The 16,420-nt window shown below is 66.2% G+C and carries 11 protein-coding genes; 3 read left to right on the top strand and 8 right to left on the bottom strand.

The features are described from left to right. Positions 1-43: 43 nt before the first annotated feature. The 8 genes from rlmJ to HD842_RS22980 all read right to left on the bottom strand — a co-directional run bounded on the left by rlmJ (position 44) and on the right by HD842_RS22980 (position 10,808). The gene (gene rlmJ, locus HD842_RS23015) at positions 44-1,363 is read right to left on the bottom strand and encodes a 23S rRNA (adenine(2030)-N(6))-methyltransferase RlmJ (RefSeq protein ID WP_221290815.1); all 1,320 of its coding nucleotides are present in this window, start codon (positions 1,361-1,363) and stop codon (positions 44-46) included. 367 nt (positions 1,364-1,730) lie between these two features. Beyond that, positions 1,731-3,029, bottom strand: a complete 1,299-nt coding sequence (aceA, locus tag HD842_RS23010) for an isocitrate lyase (RefSeq protein WP_183558192.1) — start codon at positions 3,027-3,029, stop codon at positions 1,731-1,733. Between the two features lie 328 nt (positions 3,030-3,357). Then, a complete protein-coding gene (gene clpB / locus HD842_RS23005; RefSeq protein ID WP_183558189.1) occupies positions 3,358-5,967 on the bottom strand; it encodes an ATP-dependent chaperone ClpB in 2,610 nt (869 codons plus the stop codon). Between the two features lie 113 nt (positions 5,968-6,080). Continuing rightward, entirely contained in the window at positions 6,081-6,506 is a 426-nt protein-coding gene (gene yiaA, locus HD842_RS23000; RefSeq protein ID WP_183558186.1) for an inner membrane protein YiaA, read from the bottom strand. 96 nt (positions 6,507-6,602) lie between these two features. Then, positions 6,603-6,989 (bottom strand): fluoride efflux transporter CrcB, encoded by a 387-nt coding sequence (crcB, locus tag HD842_RS22995; protein WP_370660880.1) that lies wholly within the window; start codon positions 6,987-6,989, stop codon positions 6,603-6,605. Next, positions 6,974-7,432: a molybdopterin synthase catalytic subunit MoaE gene (moaE, locus tag HD842_RS22990; RefSeq protein WP_183558183.1), complete on the bottom strand. Its 459-nt coding sequence runs from the start codon at positions 7,430-7,432 to the stop codon at positions 6,974-6,976. The genes crcB and moaE overlap by 16 nt, the downstream gene beginning before the upstream one ends. Further along, positions 7,429-10,146: a DUF349 domain-containing protein gene (locus tag HD842_RS22985; protein ID WP_183558180.1), complete on the bottom strand. Its 2,718-nt coding sequence runs from the start codon at positions 10,144-10,146 to the stop codon at positions 7,429-7,431. The genes moaE and HD842_RS22985 overlap by 4 nt, the downstream gene beginning before the upstream one ends. A gap of 77 nt (positions 10,147-10,223) precedes the next feature. After that, positions 10,224-10,808, bottom strand: coding sequence for a hypothetical protein (locus tag HD842_RS22980; RefSeq protein WP_183558178.1), 585 nt, complete (start codon positions 10,806-10,808; stop codon positions 10,224-10,226). A gap of 311 nt (positions 10,809-11,119) precedes the next feature. On the opposite strand from HD842_RS22980, the gene HD842_RS22975 reads away from it, so the two are divergent. The 3 genes from HD842_RS22975 to HD842_RS22965 are packed head-to-tail and all read left to right on the top strand — an operon-like array spanning position 11,120 to position 16,415. Beyond that, on the top strand, positions 11,120-12,403 hold the full coding sequence (locus HD842_RS22975) for an exonuclease SbcCD subunit D C-terminal domain-containing protein (protein WP_183558176.1): 1,284 nt from the start codon (positions 11,120-11,122) through the stop codon (positions 12,401-12,403). After that, positions 12,400-16,149 carry an AAA family ATPase gene (locus HD842_RS22970; RefSeq protein ID WP_183558173.1) on the top strand — a complete coding sequence of 1,250 codons (3,750 nt, stop codon included), beginning with the start codon at positions 12,400-12,402 and terminating at the stop codon, positions 16,147-16,149. Before HD842_RS22975 ends, HD842_RS22970 begins: the two co-directional genes overlap by 4 nt. A 56-nt stretch (positions 16,150-16,205) precedes the next feature. Continuing rightward, a complete protein-coding gene (locus HD842_RS22965; protein ID WP_183558170.1) occupies positions 16,206-16,415 on the top strand; it encodes a hypothetical protein in 210 nt (69 codons plus the stop codon). Positions 16,416-16,420 lie beyond the last annotated feature (5 nt).

Here is a 16,420-nt window from a genome sequence, read left to right as displayed (position 1 = left end):
CTACAAAAACATCAATCTTAGCATTTCGACATCAAATCGAACGCTAGCTGCGACCGCCACCCTGGCGGGTGCGGCCGGTGCGCGGTGCACCCGGCGTCGCCGGGCGATCGCCACCGGTGCGGGGTGCACGCGGCGCGGCAGCATCCGACGCCGCGCGTGATGAGGCGCCGGGTGCGCGGGGCGCGCGAGGTGCAGTGGTCTTTGGCGCACTCGAGCGCGGTGGCGCGCCCGGCCGGCCAGCATCCTGCGTCGGACGGCCTGTGCCCTGCGTCGGACGGCCCGCGCCGGTGCCGGTACCCGTGCGCGATGGCTTGACCGGTGCTGCCGGCTCGTCGCCTTCACGCGGCATGACCTGGCCCGGCAGGCGCAGACTGCCCTTGCCCGACAGCGGGCTGGCGCGGCGCGCATTGCCGATCGGCTGGCGCGGCAAGCCGGCAGCGCCATCGGTGCGGCTGGCGCTGCGGCCGAGTGCCGTGCCCGTGACCTGGGTGCCCTTCTCGATCGTGAAGCGTGCGCCGGCGTCCTTGCCCAGCACGCGCACCAGATACGGCAGCACTTCGCGCAGGATCGGCTCGAGCGTGTACGGCGGATTCAGGATGAACATGCCGGAGCTGTGCAGACCGGTGCCGTCCGGGGTCGGCGTCTGGATCGTCAGTGTGACGTTCAGCCACTCCTTGGCCGGCACGCGCTTCAGGCGATCGGCGAACTGACGCGATTCCATGCGCTGCAGTACCGGATACCAGACAGCATAGATGCCGCTCGGGAAGCGCAGCAGCGCATCGTCGAGCGCTTCTTTCACACGCTTGTAGTCATCCTTGACTTCGTAGGGCGGGTCGATCAGCACCAGCGCGCGACGCGACGGTGGCGGCAGCAGGGCCTTCATGCTGTCGAAGCCGTCGCCCCGGTCGATCATCACGCGGCGGCCTCGCGAGCGCTCGCCCTGCTCGGCCTTGTGGGCGTCGAGCTTGCGGAAGTTATCGGCCAGGATCTTGCAATCGGCCGGGTGCAGCTCGAACAGGCGCAGGCGATCCTGCTCGCGCGCCATCTGCTCGGCGACATACGGCGAGCCCGGGTAATAGCGCATCTTGCCGCTCGGGTTCATGCCCTTGATCAGATCGAGGTATTCCTTCAGCGGTGCCGGAACGTCAGTGAGCGCCCACAGTGGGCCGATGCCGGTATCGAATTCGGCGGTCTTGGTCGACTGAAAACTATCGAGTGCATACACGCCAGCGCCCGAGTGGGTATCGATATAGGTATAGGCGGCATCCTTCTGGTTCATGTACTGGTGCAGTTGCACCTGAATGAAGTGCTTGAGGACATCGGCGTGGTTACCCGCGTGGAAGGCGTGGCGGTAGCTCAACATAAGCTGGAATTCCTAAAAGTGACGTTGCCGCGCGAAACTGGCGGCGATATTAGGCGCCATTATCCACTACAACCGACCGCGGCTGGGAATGCGGGTATGAACTTTTGGGAATGCGGGTACGGACTTTCGGGAATGCGAACCCGGAATTTGGGAATGTAGGGTGGACGCGGCCGGCGAAGCGGCTCCGCCGTCCACGCGTCGATCGCGATCAGAAAAATCATTGAGGACGTAAGTGGAGTCGGCTGATCGCTATCGAGAGATCATTCGGAACGAAAGCGGCGTTGGTTAAAAGCCCATCCGGCGCGGCGACGGCACCGATCACCATCACCGCGTGGACGGCGAAGCCGTCCACCCTACGTCGGATCGATCAGGCGACTTTCTTTTCTTCGAAGAACTGTTCGTCCTCAGTCGAGCCGTGCAGCGCCGTGGTCGAGCTCTGGCCCTGCTGGATGGCCTGGGTCACGGCGTCGAAGTAGCCGGTGCCCACTTCGCGCTGGTGCTTGACGGCGGTGAACCCTTTTTCAGCGGCGGCGAACTCGGCTTCTTGCAGCTCGACAAAGGCCGACATGCCGGTGCGGGCATAGCCATGGGCCAGGTTGAACATGCCGTAATTGAGCGAGTGGAAGCCAGCCAGCGTGATGAACTGGAACTTGTAGCCCATCGCACCCAGCTCACGCTGGAATTTGGCGATGGTTGCGTCGTCCAGATTCTTTTTCCAGTTGAACGAGGGCGAGCAGTTATAGGCCAGCATCTTGCCTGGGAACTTGGCGTGGATCGCATCGGCGAAGCGGCGCGCAAACTCGAGGTCGGGCTTGCCGGTTTCGCACCAGACGAGGTCGGCGAACGGTGCGTAGGCCAGGCCGCGCGAAATCGCTTGCTCGACGCCCGGCTGGACGCGGAAGAAGCCCTCGACCGTGCGCTCGCCGGTGCAGAATTCCTTGTCGTTGGCGTCGACGTCGGACGTGAGCAGGTCGGCCGCTTCGGCGTCAGTGCGGGCGATGACGAGCGTCGTGGTGCCCATCACGTCGGCCGCCAGACGGGCCGCGTTGAGTTTCTCGATGGCTTCGCGGGTTGGCACCAGCACCTTGCCGCCCATGTGGCCGCACTTCTTGACAGACGCCAGCTGATCCTCGAAGTGCACGCCCGATGCGCCGGCCTCGATCATCGACTTCATCAGCTCGTAGGCATTGAGCACGCCGCCGAAACCGGCCTCGGCATCGGCCACGATCGGGGCGAAGTAATCGATGTCGTCCTTGCCTTCCGACCATTGGATCTGGTCAGCGCGCTGGAACGTGTTGTTGATGCGGCGCACGACCAGCGGCACCGAGTTGGCCGGATACAGCGACTGGTCGGGATACATTTCGCCGGCGGCGTTGGCGTCGCCCGCCACTTGCCAGCCCGACAGGTAGATCGCCTTCAGGCCTGCTTTCACCTGCTGCATGGCCTGGTTGCCGGTCAGCGCGCCCAGCGCGTTCACATACGGCTCATCATTGACCAGGTTCCACAGCTTCTCGGCGCCGCGCTTGGCCAGCGTGTGCTCGATGCGCACCGAGCCACGCAGACGGACGACGTCGGCGGCGGTGTAATTGCGCACGACGCCTTTCCAGCGTGGATTGGTGTCCCAGTCTTGCTGCAGTTCGGCGATTTGCTGTTCACGGGTAGTCATGGTGTGTTCTCCTGAAGGGTGGTAAGACGTTTGATCAAGCCTGCGAATCCGTTGAGACAATCATAAAGCCGTTTGTGCGCGGCACCATCAGTCTTCTATAAGACATACGACTAAAATAATTACTAGCAATATCAATGGCTTGTATTGCACATATCATGATGCGGAATGAAATTTCTTACGATGGTAAGAAAAGCGCTCGCTGGCATGCTGCGCATTTCGCATCGCACGACGATCATTTCGTATCCTGAAATATGGCGTCTTATTTCCCGTCAAGAAACGACAAAGGGCGCGGCAATTGCCGCGCCCTTTTCATATCAACCGCACCGGCTTACTTCGCCAGTTCGACCGTCTGCTCGCCGAAGGTCAGCTCGCCACCCCGCACCCGCACCGGAATCACGTCCTTCGGTCCGAAGCGGCCCGACAGGATCGCTTTCGACAGCGGATTCTCGATCTGCTGCTGGATCGCGCGCTTGAGCGGACGTGCGCCATACACCGGGTCGTAGCCTGCTTCGGCAATCTTTTGCAGCGCCTCTTCGTCGATGTCGAGCGTCATGTCCATCTTGGCCAGGCGCGCTTCCAGGATCTGCAGCTGGATGCGGGCAATGGCGCCGATGTTCTTCTCGTCGAGCGCATGGAACACGACGATCTCGTCGATGCGGTTGATGAACTCGGGGCGGAAATGCCCGCGTACCTCGGCCATTACCGCCATCTTCACGACGGCCGGCTCATCGCTTTCCATTGCCTGGATTCGGTGCGAACCGAGGTTCGACGTCATCACGATCACCGTGTTCTTGAAGTCGACCGTGCGGCCCTGGCCATCGGTCATGCGGCCATCGTCCAGCACCTGCAGCAGCACATTGAACACATCCGGGTGCGCCTTTTCGATCTCGTCGAGCAGGATCACGCTGTACGGTTTGCGCCGCACGGCTTCGGTCAGGTAACCGCCCTCTTCATAGCCGACGTAGCCCGGTGGCGCGCCGATCAGGCGGGCAACCGAATGCTTCTCCATGAATTCGCTCATGTCGATGCGGATCATCGCGTCCTGCGTATCGAACAGGAAGCCGGCCAGCGCCTTGCACAGCTCGGTTTTACCGACACCGGTCGGCCCCAGGAACATGAACGAGCCATACGGGCGATCCGGGTCCGACAGGCCCGCACGCGAACGGCGGATCGCGTCCGACACGGCTTCGATGGCTTCGTCCTGGCCCACGACGCGCTTGTGCAGCTCGTCCTCGATGTGCAGCAGCTTGTCGCGCTCGCCCTGCAGCATGCGCGTCACAGGAATGCCCGTTGCGCGCGAAACCACTTCGGCAATTTCCTCAGCGCCAACCTGCGTGCGCAGCAGCTTGGGCTTCTGGCCATCGAGTTCGGCGCGCGCGGTGCTCGCCTCAGCGTCACGCAGTTGCGCTTCGAGTTCCGGCAAGCGGCCATATTGCAGCTCGGAGGCCTGCTGCCAATTGCTCTGGCGACGCGCTTCTTCCATCTGGTAGCGGATGCGCTCGATCTCTTCCTTGATATGCGTAGTGCCCTGCACCGCGGCCTTCTCGGCCTTCAGGATTTCTTCGAAGTCGTTGTACTCGCGCTCAAGGCGCACGATTTCCTCGCCCAGCAGCTCGAGGCGGCGCTGCGATGCTTCGTCGGTTTCGCGGCGCACGGCTTCGCGCTCGATCTTCAGCTGGATCATGCGCCGCTCGAGGCGGTCCATGACTTCGGGCTTCGAATCGATCTCGATCTTGATCTTGGCCGCCGCTTCGTCGATCAGGTCGATGGCCTTGTCGGGCAAGAAGCGGTCGGTGATGTAGCGGTGCGACAGCTCGGCCGCCGCGATGATCGCCGCGTCGGTGATGTCGACCTGGTGGTGCAGTTCGTATTTCTCCTGCAGCCCGCGCAGGATGGCAATCGTCGCCTCGACACTTGGCTCGTCGACGATGATCTTCTGGAAGCGGCGCTCGAGCGCGGCGTCCTTTTCGACATACTTGCGGTACTCGTCGAGCGTGGTCGCACCGACGCAGTGCAGCTCGCCGCGCGCCAGCGCCGGCTTGAGCATATTGCCGGCGTCCATCGCGCCTTCCGCCTTGCCAGCGCCAACCATCGTGTGCAGCTCGTCAATGAAGACGATCGTCTGGCCTTCGTCCTGCGCCAGCTCTTTCAGCACGCTTTTCAGGCGCTCTTCAAATTCGCCGCGGAACTTCGCGCCGGCCAGGAGCGAGGCCATGTCGAGCGACAGCACGCGCTTGCCCTTGAGCGAATCGGGCACTTCGCCATTGACAATTCGCTGCGCCAGGCCTTCAACGATGGCGGTCTTGCCCACGCCCGGCTCACCGATCAGCACGGGGTTGTTCTTGCTGCGACGCTGCAGCACCTGGATCGCGCGGCGAATTTCATCGTCGCGGCCGATCACGGGGTCCAGCTTGCCGGCGCGGGCACGCTCGGTCAGGTCGAGCGTGTATTTCTTGAGCGACTCGCGCTGGCCTTCGGCTTCAGGCGAATTGACGCTTTCGCCACCGCGCACTGCCTGGATCGCTGACTCGAGCGACTTCTTCGCCAAGCCGTTTTCACGCGCCAGGCGACCGGCGTCGGACTTGTCTTCCAGCAGCGCCAGCAGGATCATCTCGGACGAGACGAAGCCGTCGCCGCGCTTTTGCGCTTCGCGATCGGCCAGGTTCAACAGGCCCATCAGGTCGCGCCCGACCTGGACGTTGCCGCCAGTACCGGTGACCTTGGGCTGGCGCTCGAGCGACGCCTTCAGCGCATTGGACAGCGCGCCGACGTTCACGCCGGCGCGCTGCAGCAGCGAACGCGCACTGCCGTCGTCCTGGTTCAACAGCGCCACTAGCAAGTGGACCGTTTCAATGTATTGGTTGTCGTTGCCGACCGCCAGGCTCTGGGCATCTGCCAGCGCTTCCTGGAGCTTGGTCGTCAATTTATCTTGTCGCATGGTGTGACTCCTGAGTTTGTTCTTGGTTGCGATACAAGATTGGGATGACGAGATGCTTTTCAAGCGCGGCGTAGCGCCGCGCGTAAGAAAAACACCTACAAGCAGGAAAGAACTTAGCTGTCAGACAACTTGGACTCGGGCGCTGGCCCGGCGGCTTGCAGATCGCGCACGTTCTTTTGCACGGCAACCACGGCAAACAGCGACAGCGCAAACGACATCGCATAAAAACCCTTTTCGCTCAGCGCCAGCGTGGCGTTGACGAGGCCCACGCCCAGCAGTCCGATCGATGCCATCAGCGAGAACCAGCACAGCGACGCATACAGGCCCGTGACCGGCAAACCTTCCGCACGGTCGCGCACCGTTTTTTGCAGAGAAATCGCAGCGAACAGGCCGTACAGAAGCAGCACGAGGTAGTAGCCTTTTTCATTGAGCTGCATCTGGGCGTTCCAGAGGCCGATCAGATAGGCCGCCATGCCGATGATGAGCGCGCCCCAGGAGGCGCCGACGAAGGCCGCGGTCGGCCGGTAATTGGTATTCATGCTCGAGCTCCTGTGTAATTACTCGACGGGAACTCTAGCATGCTTCAACGGGGCCACAGGTGCGGTATCCGGGAAAACCGCCCTGCCCTGCCGACTTTACCCGCGCAGGGTACGCAGCAGCGCGAAACCGGCCATGCAGCACAAGAGCGAGCCGATCACGTGCAATGCCGTGTGCGCCAGCGCCCAGCCAATGTCGCCGCGCTGCAGCAGCGTCATCGATTCACCACTGAAGCTGGAAAAGGTCGTCAAGCCACCCAGGAAGCCGGTAATGATGAACAGGCGCCAGTGCGGCGCCAGTCCGGGCTGGTCGGCAAAGAACGCGAGCGCGCAGCCGATCAGGAAGCCACCGAGCAGGTTAGCGGCCAGCGTGCCGATCTGGACAAAGCCGTGCAGGCTGCCCAGCCACAGGCCCAGGCCCCAGCGCAGCCAGGCACCGATGGCGGCGCCGAGCCCGATCGCGAGAAAATTCAGCGGGCTTGCCACCGCGCCCGCGCTGTATCGTCCGTCACGCGCGCATCGACCCAGCGCGCGCCGTCCGGCGTGTCTTCCTTCTTCCAGAACGGCGCTTCCGTCTTCAGGTAATCCATGATGAATTCGCAGGCCGCAAATGCATCGCCCCGGTGCGCCGCGGTGACGGCCACGAGCACGATCTGATCGAGCGGCAGCAGCGGCCCCACGCGGTGGATGACCAGGGTGGCGAACAGCGGCCAGCGCGCCGCGGCCTGGGCCGCGATGTCGTCGAGCGCTTTCTCGGTCATGCCGGGATAGTGTTCGAGTTCCATCGCCGCGACCTGCGCGCCATCGTTCAGGTCGCGCACGGTGCCGACGAATGCCACGACGGCGCCGACGCGGGCATCGCCCTCGCGCAGGCGCGCGACTTCAAGGCCGAGGTCGAAGTCACCGGTTTGCACACGCACATTGTTCATGACGCCTCCTTGGGCTGGCGCAGCATCAGACACTCAATGCGCGTTTCGGTGCGCACGTCGGTCAGGGCCGGCAGCGCCAGCAATGCGCGCAGTTCAGCCGTATTGCCACCCGGCTTCTGGCCCGACTTGAGGGAGCTTTGCAGCACCTCGACCTGCAGGCGCAGGCGGTCGCGGGCGAATTCGGCGCCGCTGTCGATCCCGGCGGCGATCTCCAGGCGCAGCAGATCGTTCAACAGGCGCGGCCGGTTTTCCTGAAGCTGGCGCGCATACGCGGCGCGGTCGCCTTCGAGCGCCGCCAGCGCCGCGTCAAAACGCTTCTGCAGGATCGGCTCGTAACCACCGTCCACGGGCGCCAGTGCCGCCCAGCGGGCGCGCCAGTCGTCACCCTGCGTGTGGGTGCCGGCATTGCTGTCCGGATCGGCGAGCGCCGTTTCGAGCGCCTGGATCAGGCGCAGCTTGTCGCGCACGACGCCGGCCAGGACCGTGTCGGCGGCGCGCCGCACCTCGGCTACCTGGGCCTGCACCTGGGCCACGGCCGCCTGATAACGCCCCTCAACACGCGCCTCGTGGGCGCGCGGCACCGGACCGATCGCCTGCCATTCGGCGGCCGCTTCGCGCAGCATCCTGGCGACGTTGGAAGGCGTGGCATCGAGCGCTGCCGCTTCGAGACGGGCGCACAGCGCTTCCTTGGCCGCTTCGTGGGTGCGCCGTTCGCTGTCGGCCGCGTGAGCGTGCTCCTTGCGGGCCGCAAACAGCGCGTCGCAGGCGGCGCGGAAACGCTGCCACAGCGCCTGCTCGGCCTTGCGTTCGAGCGGCAGCGCGCGCGCATGGTCTTGCCAGCGGCTCTGCAATTCGCGCAGCATGTCGACCGCATGCCGTTCGTTCGGGTCGAGCTTGTGGACTTCTTCAATCAGTTGTTCGCGCACGGCAACTTCGACCTTGCGCTGGTTTTCCAGCGGACGCTGCAACGTGGTCAGTGCCTCGGAGAACAAGCCGTCGAGACGTTTCTTTTCCTTGCGGTCGACCGCGCCCAGATGGCTCCAGGCCGTACGCAGGCGCTGGACAGTGGCCGACACGTGCTTCCAGTCGGCATTGTCCTGCTGCAGGTTGGCGATCTCGGCCTGGGCTTCGTCGACCAGCGCCTGGCCGCGCGCGGCATTCGCATGACGCTCGTCGGCCAGCTGGCGGAAATGTGCGGCGGCCGGTGCGTAGGCAGCGCTGCAGGCGGCGTCGAAGCGCTCCCACAGGCTGCGCGGCGCCGGGCCGGACAAGGTGTCGAGCGCCTTCCAGCGCTCGCGCATGCTGCCAACCTTCTTGGCCAGTTCGCCCATCGCCAGGTTCTGCGTGGCCAGCGTCTCGACCGTCTTGATCAATTCTTCGCGCGACACATTGCCGCCCCAGCGCGCCCAGTCGGACAAGCGCTTCAGGTCGGCGCGCAGATGGGTCAGGTGCTCGAGCTGGGCGCCCGTCAGGCGCACGCCCTTGTCCTTGGCGTCCTTCAGCGATTTGTCGATTTCCGCGGCGGTGCCGAGCGAGCCCTGCTGCAGGGCAGCTTCGAGCGCGTCCATTTGGTCGAGGAAGGCCTGGTCGGCCCCCTTGTCTTTGGCGGGCGCGGCGCCGCTATCGGCTGGCGCTGCAGCCTGAACTGCTTTCGGCTTGCGGATTGCTTGCGGTAACGACGCGAGCAAGGCGTCGAAACGTGCTTGCAACGCTTCAGTAGCGGCGGCGTTGGCAGGCATGGCCGGCAGGCGCTGCCAGTCGCGGCGCAGGGCATCCGGCGTCAATGCTTCTTGCGGCTGCGCCGCCCACGCGGTGAGTGCCGCGTCACGGGCCGTCAGCGCTGCGGCATCCTTCTCGGCGGTGGCCAGGCTGGCGGTCAAGCGTGCCATTTCATTGCTCACCTCGCCGACCAGCGCGCGCGGCAGTGATGGGTGTCCAGGATCGGCCAGTGCCGCTGTCTGTTCCTGCTGCAGACGGGCCAGCGCCTCGCCGAGCGCGGCGGCGTCCAGCCCCTGTCCGTCGAGCTGGCGCAGCGTCGTCAGGCGATCGATCATGGCGCGCTGCAACTGGACCTGCGCTTCGAGACGGGCGCCAAGCTGGGCGCGCACGGCCTCGAAGTCGGCAGCGAGTTCGGGCGCGCGGATGACCGACCATTTGCGGTCGAGTTCGCCAACGTGGTTGGGTGTGAGCAACGCATCGGCCAGCATGGCGCGCGCCTGCGCCAGCGTGTCTTCAGCACGGCGCAGTTCGGCTTCATGATGGCGGATCGCATCCAGCCGGCCATGCACGAGCTTGGCAACGCGGCGGTCGACATTGCGCATCGCGCCATACACGCGCTCGAGGTGCTCGCGACCATGGAGCAGCTCGGCGGCGGCCAGGCGCAATTCGGAAAACGGGGATTGCAGGATGAACTCGGCAGCGGCGGCTTCGTCGCTGCCGAGCGCCTTGAGCTGCGCGGCCTGGCGCTCGCGGGCGCTGGCCACGGCGGCGCGCGCTTCGGCAGCCTGCGCTGCGGCCTGGTTTGCCGCCTGCTCGGCAGCGGCGGCTGCGGCCGCCTTGGCCTTGTTATCGGCTTTGCTACCGGCCTTGCCACCGGTCTTGCTAACGGGGGGCTGGGCTGCACCCGATTTTGCCGGGGCCGGCTTGGCGGCGCCCTGTTGCTCGCCGGACGCGGCCGGCTTGCTGCCCTGCCGCTTGAAGAGAAAATCGAACATAGGAAATTCGCACCGCTAAAACTGCCATCATAGCAAAGAACATGGCGTCAACCGGCGCGCACGCCCTGCTGTAGCGGCTAATTCACGATGGGCACGACAGGTGGCAAAGCGGGCGATTTCCTGGTTGAAACTTCTGTAGGAAGCCTGGCACGCACGATGCCGCGCCCCGCGTCACGGTGTTCGTTCTGCACCGTGTCGTGGGCCAGCATCTGATTGGCGATCGTGAACCAGTGGTCGCCGGGAATGAGTGTGCGCGCCAGCGGCAGCAACTCAATCTCTTCGCGTTCGAGGCGCTCGAGCAGCAGTTCGCAGCAGGCTTCGAGCGCTGCCAGGCACCCGGGATCGCCTTCGGCAGCGGCGGCCTGGGCCGCCATGCGCGCCGCGTTGGCGCGCCGGCTCAGCGCATCGAGTTCGGCCAGCAGTACGCCGGCATCGGCGCCACGCCGGCGCAGTGCCGGCAGCACGAACTTGTCGAGCTTGCGCCACTGGCACGCGTCGCTGACCTGGCGCAGCGCGTCGCATGCCGCCTGGTACTGGTGCGCCGCTGGCGGCTCGCCCCACCAGGCGGCGGGCCGCCAGCGGTCGAGCAGCGCCTGCAAATCGACGCGTACCCGGGCCTGTTCAACGGACAGCGCCACCAGTGTGTAGGTGGAAGTGAGCATGATGTCTCCTCTCAATGCGCCGCCAGCGCACATGGGAGGCCATGCCGGAGCGGCTGGGGATGCGGGTGTCGGGGTAGCCGGCGATGGATTTTGTAGTAGTAGCCGGCGACAAGAACTAGCTAGTGTAGAGACACGGTCCTGGCCAGGTTTGATGTTCGTCAAATGCGATTTGACAACAAGAGCGGGGTCAGGCACAACGAATTTCCCCACACAACATGCTTGCGAGATGGTATTGCACGGCGCGCCACGACGGGTCGCCGGCTGCGTTATAGTAGGCCCCGATTTCGGCTTTCCCAACGGTAGAACCTTCCATGCGGCTGCTGCACACCTCCGACTGGCATCTTGGCCAGACCCTGCACAATTTCGACCGGATCCACGAACACCAGTGCTTCCTCGACTGGCTGGTCGGGACGCTGGACGCAGAGCGCATCGACGTGCTGCTGATCGCGGGCGATATTTTCGATAACGCCAATCCGTCGTCGGCCGCGCATCGCCAGCTGTACCGCTTCCTGCAGCAGGCCCGCAGCCGCGTTCCCCACTTGCAGGTGGTGGTCATCGCGGGCAACCACGATTCCGCCGGCCGGCTGGAAGCGCCCACGCCGCTGCTCGAGGCCTATGGCACGATTGTCGTGGGCAACGTGCTGCGCAGCAGCGATGGCGAAGTCGACCTCGACCGTCTGCTGGTGCCGCTGCATGACCGCGACGGCAAGGTTGCCGCCTGGTGCCTGGCCGTGCCGTTCCTGCGCCCTGGCGATGTGCCACGCCTGCGCGCTGCGGCGGGGGATGCGGCCAGCGAGGCAGCCAGCAATGCGCCAGGCCTCGATCCGTATCTGCAGGGCACGACCCTGCTGTACCGCCAGGCGTATGCGCTGGCGCGCGAGCGCGCCACGGACGGCCAAGCCATCATCGCCATGGGCCACTGCCATATGGTCGATGGCCAGGCGTCGCTCGACTCCGAGCGCCGCATCGTCATCGGCGGCACCGAGGCGCTGCCCAGCAGCATGTTCGACCCGGGCATCGCCTATGCAGCGCTGGGCCATCTGCACCTGGCCCAGAAGGTTGGCGGGCGCGAGAACGTGCGCTACAGCGGCAGTCCGCTGCCGCTGTCGTTTTCCGAAGTCAATTACCAGCATCAAGTGCTGCGGATCGACCTGGAAGGAGATCATGCGGTGGAAATCACGCCGCTGTTCGTGCCACGCGCGGTCGCCTTGCTGCGGGTGCCGGCCAAACCCGCACCGCTCGACGAAGCACTCGCGGCCCTGGAGGCGCTCGAACTCGATCCCGACCTGCCGCAGCATGCCTGGCCTTTTCTCGAAGTCAGGGTGCTGCTCGATGGCCCGGAACCCGGCCTGCGCGCGCGCATCGAGGCAGTACTGGCCGGCAAGCCCGTGCGCCTGGCCAAGATCGAACCGACGCGCAAGCACGTGGCCATCGACGACACGGAACTCGCGCTGAGCCTGGATCAACTGGCGCAGCTGCAACCGGACGATGTGTTCCGCCGCCTGTGGCTGCAAAAATACGGCGCAGAGGCACCGCCCGAACAGATCGCGTCGTTTGCCGAGCTGTTCCACGCGGTGGAAGGCGAGCCGCGATGAAGATCCTGCGCATCAGCGGCAAGAACCTCGCTTCGCTGGCGGGCGAATTCGCCATCGATTTCGAATCCGAACCGCTCGCCTCCGCCGGCCTGTTTGCCATCAGCGGCCCGACCGGCGCCGGCAAGAGCACCCTGCTCGACGCGCTGTGCCTGGCGCTGTATGGCGACACGCCACGCCTGCTGAAGCGTTCGAGCACGCGCCTGCCCGATGTCGGCGAAGAAACCGTCACCGCGCAGGATGCCCGCACGCTGCTGCGCCGGGGCGCGGCCGAAGGCTGGGCCGAGGTCGACTTCGTGGGAAGCGATGACCGCCGCTACCGCGCCCGCTGGGCCGTGCGGCGCTCGCGCAACAAACCGAACGGCGCACTGCAACCGGTCAAAATTTCACTGAACCGGCTGCCCGAACTGATCCCTGTGGGCGGCACCAACACGGAAGCCGCGGCAGAGATCGTACAATGCATCGGCCTGTCGTTCGAACAGTTTACGCGCGCTGTGCTGCTGGCCCAGAACGAATTCTCGGCGTTTTTGAAGACCGACGAAAACGAACGCGGCGAACTGCTCGAAACGCTCACCGGCACGACGATCTACAGCGACATCTCACGCCGGGCATTCGAGCGCTACAAGGCCGAACAGGTCCGCACGCAGGTCCTGCAATCCAAATTGGCCAATGCCGCCCCGCTGTCGCCGGAAGACCGCGGGCTGCTGGACACCGAACGCACGAATGCCGACCTGGCCCGGCAAGCGCTGGACGATCGCCACGCCCTGCTCGAGGGGCAACTGCGCTGGCACCAGGAACAGGACAAGCTCACGCGCGGCGAAGCGCAGGCCGAGCAAGTATTGGCGGCGGCCAACGCGCAGCGCGCGGACGCCGGCGAGCGGCGCCAGCGCCTGGCCACGCTCGACGCGGTGCAGACGGCGCGCCCTTTGAGCCTGGAAGTGCAGCGCCTCGAAGCCGAGCGCCGACAAGCCCATTCGGCCATCGAGACGACGCAGGCCCAGCTGGCGGCCGCGCTGGAGGTGCGACGCACCAGCGTGGCCGAAACCGACGCGGCCACCGCGCAGCTGGACGCCGCCGAAGCAGCACTGCGTACAGCAACGCCGCAACTGGACGATGCCAAGGCGCTCGATGCGGCGCTGACGACACTGGCGCCGAACCACGCGCAGGCACAGTCGGCGCTCGACGCCGCGCGCACGCAAGCGCGCCAGGCGCGCGAGCAGCGTCAGGTCAAATCAACTGCACTGGCACGTGCGCAGCAAGCCCGCGATGGCGCTGCCGCCTGGCTCGCAGCCCAGTCGCGCCTGGACGCGGTGGCCGGCGCCTGGGGCCAATGGGAACGCCTGCTGCGCCAGGGCGAAGACACGCTTGCCACGCTCGCCGCCAACCAGGCGGCGGCAGAGAGAATCCAGGCCCAGGCACTGGGCGCTGCCGAACGCGAAGCGCAAGCCACGAGCGCGCTGGCGGCCAGCACCGCACGCCTCGATGCGCTGGAGGCGACACGCCGCGCCGCAATGGCGGCGCTGGCCGGCTTGGATGCCGATGCGATCGGCGCGGAGCGCCAGGCTCTCGATGTGCGCCGCGAGCGCCTGACGCAGGCCGAGCGCAGCTGGACCGACCTGGCGGCCGCGCACGCCACGCTGGCTGGCCTCGCGCGCGACGTCGATCGCGTCGAGACGGCGCGCTCCAGCGCCGAACAGGGACTGGCTGAGGCACGCGCTGGCGCCCCGGCGCTGGAAGCAGCCATGACACAGGCCGAGCGCTCGCTGGCGGCAGCGGAACTCGCATGCGCAGCGGATGTCGAACAGTTGCGTGCGAACCTGGAGGACGACGCGCCCTGCCCCGTCTGCGGGGCGCACGAGCACCCGTATGCCCATCAGGCCGCGCCGCTGAAGAACATGCTGGCCAGCCTGCGCGCCGAGGTCGACGGCTGCCGCCTGCGCGTGCGCGACAACAACGCGCTGCAGGCGCAGCATGCGGCGGCAGCGGGCGCGGCGCACGAGCGGCTGGCGGCGCTGGCGCAGGAACGCAGCACGCTCGCCACGCGCGTCGCCAGCCTCGAGCAAGCCTGGCACGCCGACCCGCTGGCGGCGGCCGCGCCGCCGGCCGACGAACGCGCCGACTGGTTCGTCGCACAGCGCAGCGCGCTGCGCGACGCGTTGGACGCGTTGGCCCGGCAAGAACAACAGTGGCGCGCCGCTGCCGCCGCCCGCGACGCGGCGCAGCACGAGGTCGACGCTGCCCAGTCCGATCTGGCGCGCCTGCGCTCGGCAGCAGAAGCCGGGCGCGAGGCCGCAGCCGGGCTGCAGGCCGCGCTCAAGATCCATACGCTGCGCCACGAGGCAGCAAGCGCGCAGCTGGATGCGCTGCTGGCCGAACTCGACGCCCCGCTGGCCGATGCGCATGGCGATGGCTGGCAAGCGGCATGGCGGCGCGATCCGGCCACCTGGCGCGCGGCGCGTGCGCAGGAAGCCGCCGCGTGGCGTGAGCAAACCGACGCACTGGCCCGCGCCACGGCCACGATTACGACACTGGACGTGGAAACGACGGCGCTGGCCACACGCATCGCCGAGATCGATGCGGCCAGCGCGCGCAGTGCGCTCGACTTCGAACGCATCGACGCCGAGCTCACGCAGAAACGCACGGCGCGCGCCGCCCTGTGGGCCGGCCGACCGGCACGCGACGTCGAGCGCGAACTGAACGCCGCCGTCACCGGCGCGCGCGAAGCGCTCGCGGCGCGCCAGCTGGTGGCGCAGCACGCGGCACAGGGCGAAACGACGGCGCGCACTGCACTGTCCGGTCTCGTCGAGCGGGTCGCGCAACTCGACAGCGCCGGCGCGGCTGCAGCCACCGCCCTGGCCGACTGGCTGGAGGACTACCGCAAGAATCCCGACGGCGTGGACGACATCGCCAATCTGGATGCGCTGGCCCGCCTGCTGCAAGTGGGCGCCGCGTGGCTGGCGCAGGAACGCACGGCCCTGAACGCGATCGACACCGAGGTCGGCCAGGCCAGCACGATCCTGAGCGAGCGGCGCGCCCAGCGTCTGGCGCATCTGGCCTCGGCCCCGCCGGACGGCCAGCCGGTTGAGGCCGTCACCGCGGCGTTCGACGCGATCCAGGCCGAGCGCCATGCGGCCATCGAAGCGTCGACCTCGGCGCGCTTGCGCGTCATGCAGGACGATGAGCGGCGCGTGGCCGCGGCATCGAGCCTCCGCGAGATCGAGGGGCAACAGGTGCAGGAGCAGCGCTGGGGCAAGCTGTCGGAGCTGATCGGTTCGAGCGACGGCAAGAAGTTCCGCAACTACGCGCAGCAGTTCACACTCGACGTGTTGCTTGGCTATGCCAATGCGCACCTGGCGCAGCTGGCCAAACGCTATCGCCTCGAGCGCGTCAGTTACGCGGGCATGCCGTCGCTGGCGCTGATGGTGCGCGACCAGGACATGGGCGGCGAAGTGCGCTCGGTCAATTCGCTGTCCGGTGGCGAATCGTTCCTTGTGTCGCTCGCGCTGGCGCTAGGGCTGGCTTCGCTGTCGTCGAACCGGGTGCGGGTCGAGTCGCTGTTCATCGATGAAGGCTTCGGCAGCCTCGACAGCGAAACGCTGGGCGTGGCAATGGATGCCCTGGACGCGCTGCAGTCGTTGGGCCGCAAGGTGGGCGTGATCTCGCACGTGCAGGAGATGACCGAGCGCATCGCAACCAAGGTGCTGGTGCGCCCGGCGGGTGGCGGCAGCAGCGCCGTGGTGGTCGAATGAAACCGAGTCAGGCGGTGTAAAATGCCGCCCTCCTTTCCTTTACCTGCTCCGTGATCATGAAACCAGCCCGTACCCTGACGTTCAAGTGCGCAAAGTGCACCAAGCCAGTCACCGTTTATCTGCAAAAAGTCTCCGCCTGCTCGCACATCCAGCCTTACCAGGGCATCTGCGGCTGCGGTGAAGTCAAGCGCCACGCCACCGGCAATGCGGACGCCGTGGCGTCCTACCTAGCCTCGAGCGATGGCAACTGGAACCACCATCACTAATATCA

Origin of the sequence: Massilia aurea, assembly GCF_014200505.1 — a bacterium.
Classification (GTDB): Bacteria; Pseudomonadota; Gammaproteobacteria; order Burkholderiales; family Burkholderiaceae_D; genus Telluria; species Telluria aurea_B.
Note: the sequence above shows the minus strand (reverse complement) of the source record. Positions and strands in the feature narration are given on the sequence as shown.

Excerpts from the sequence above, each read along its gene's own strand:
- yiaA (WP_183558186.1), bottom strand. The coding sequence starts at position 6,506 with ATGAATACCAATTACCGGCCGACCGCGGCCTTCGTCGGCGCCTCCTGG.
- HD842_RS22985 (WP_183558180.1), bottom strand. The coding sequence starts at position 10,146 with ATGTTCGATTTTCTCTTCAAGCGGCAGGGCAGCAAGCCGGCCGCGTCC.
- moaE (WP_183558183.1), bottom strand. The coding sequence starts at position 7,432 with ATGAACAATGTGCGTGTGCAAACCGGTGACTTCGACCTCGGCCTTGAA.
- clpB (WP_183558189.1), bottom strand. The coding sequence starts at position 5,967 with ATGCGACAAGATAAATTGACGACCAAGCTCCAGGAAGCGCTGGCAGAT.
- HD842_RS22980 (WP_183558178.1), bottom strand. The coding sequence starts at position 10,808 with ATGCTCACTTCCACCTACACACTGGTGGCGCTGTCCGTTGAACAGGCC.
- HD842_RS22975 (WP_183558176.1), top strand. The coding sequence starts at position 11,120 with ATGCGGCTGCTGCACACCTCCGACTGGCATCTTGGCCAGACCCTGCAC.
- HD842_RS22965 (WP_183558170.1), top strand. The coding sequence starts at position 16,206 with ATGAAACCAGCCCGTACCCTGACGTTCAAGTGCGCAAAGTGCACCAAG.
- aceA (WP_183558192.1), bottom strand. The coding sequence starts at position 3,029 with ATGACTACCCGTGAACAGCAAATCGCCGAACTGCAGCAAGACTGGGAC.
- HD842_RS22970 (WP_183558173.1), top strand. The coding sequence starts at position 12,400 with ATGAAGATCCTGCGCATCAGCGGCAAGAACCTCGCTTCGCTGGCGGGC.
- rlmJ (WP_221290815.1), bottom strand. The coding sequence starts at position 1,363 with ATGTTGAGCTACCGCCACGCCTTCCACGCGGGTAACCACGCCGATGTC.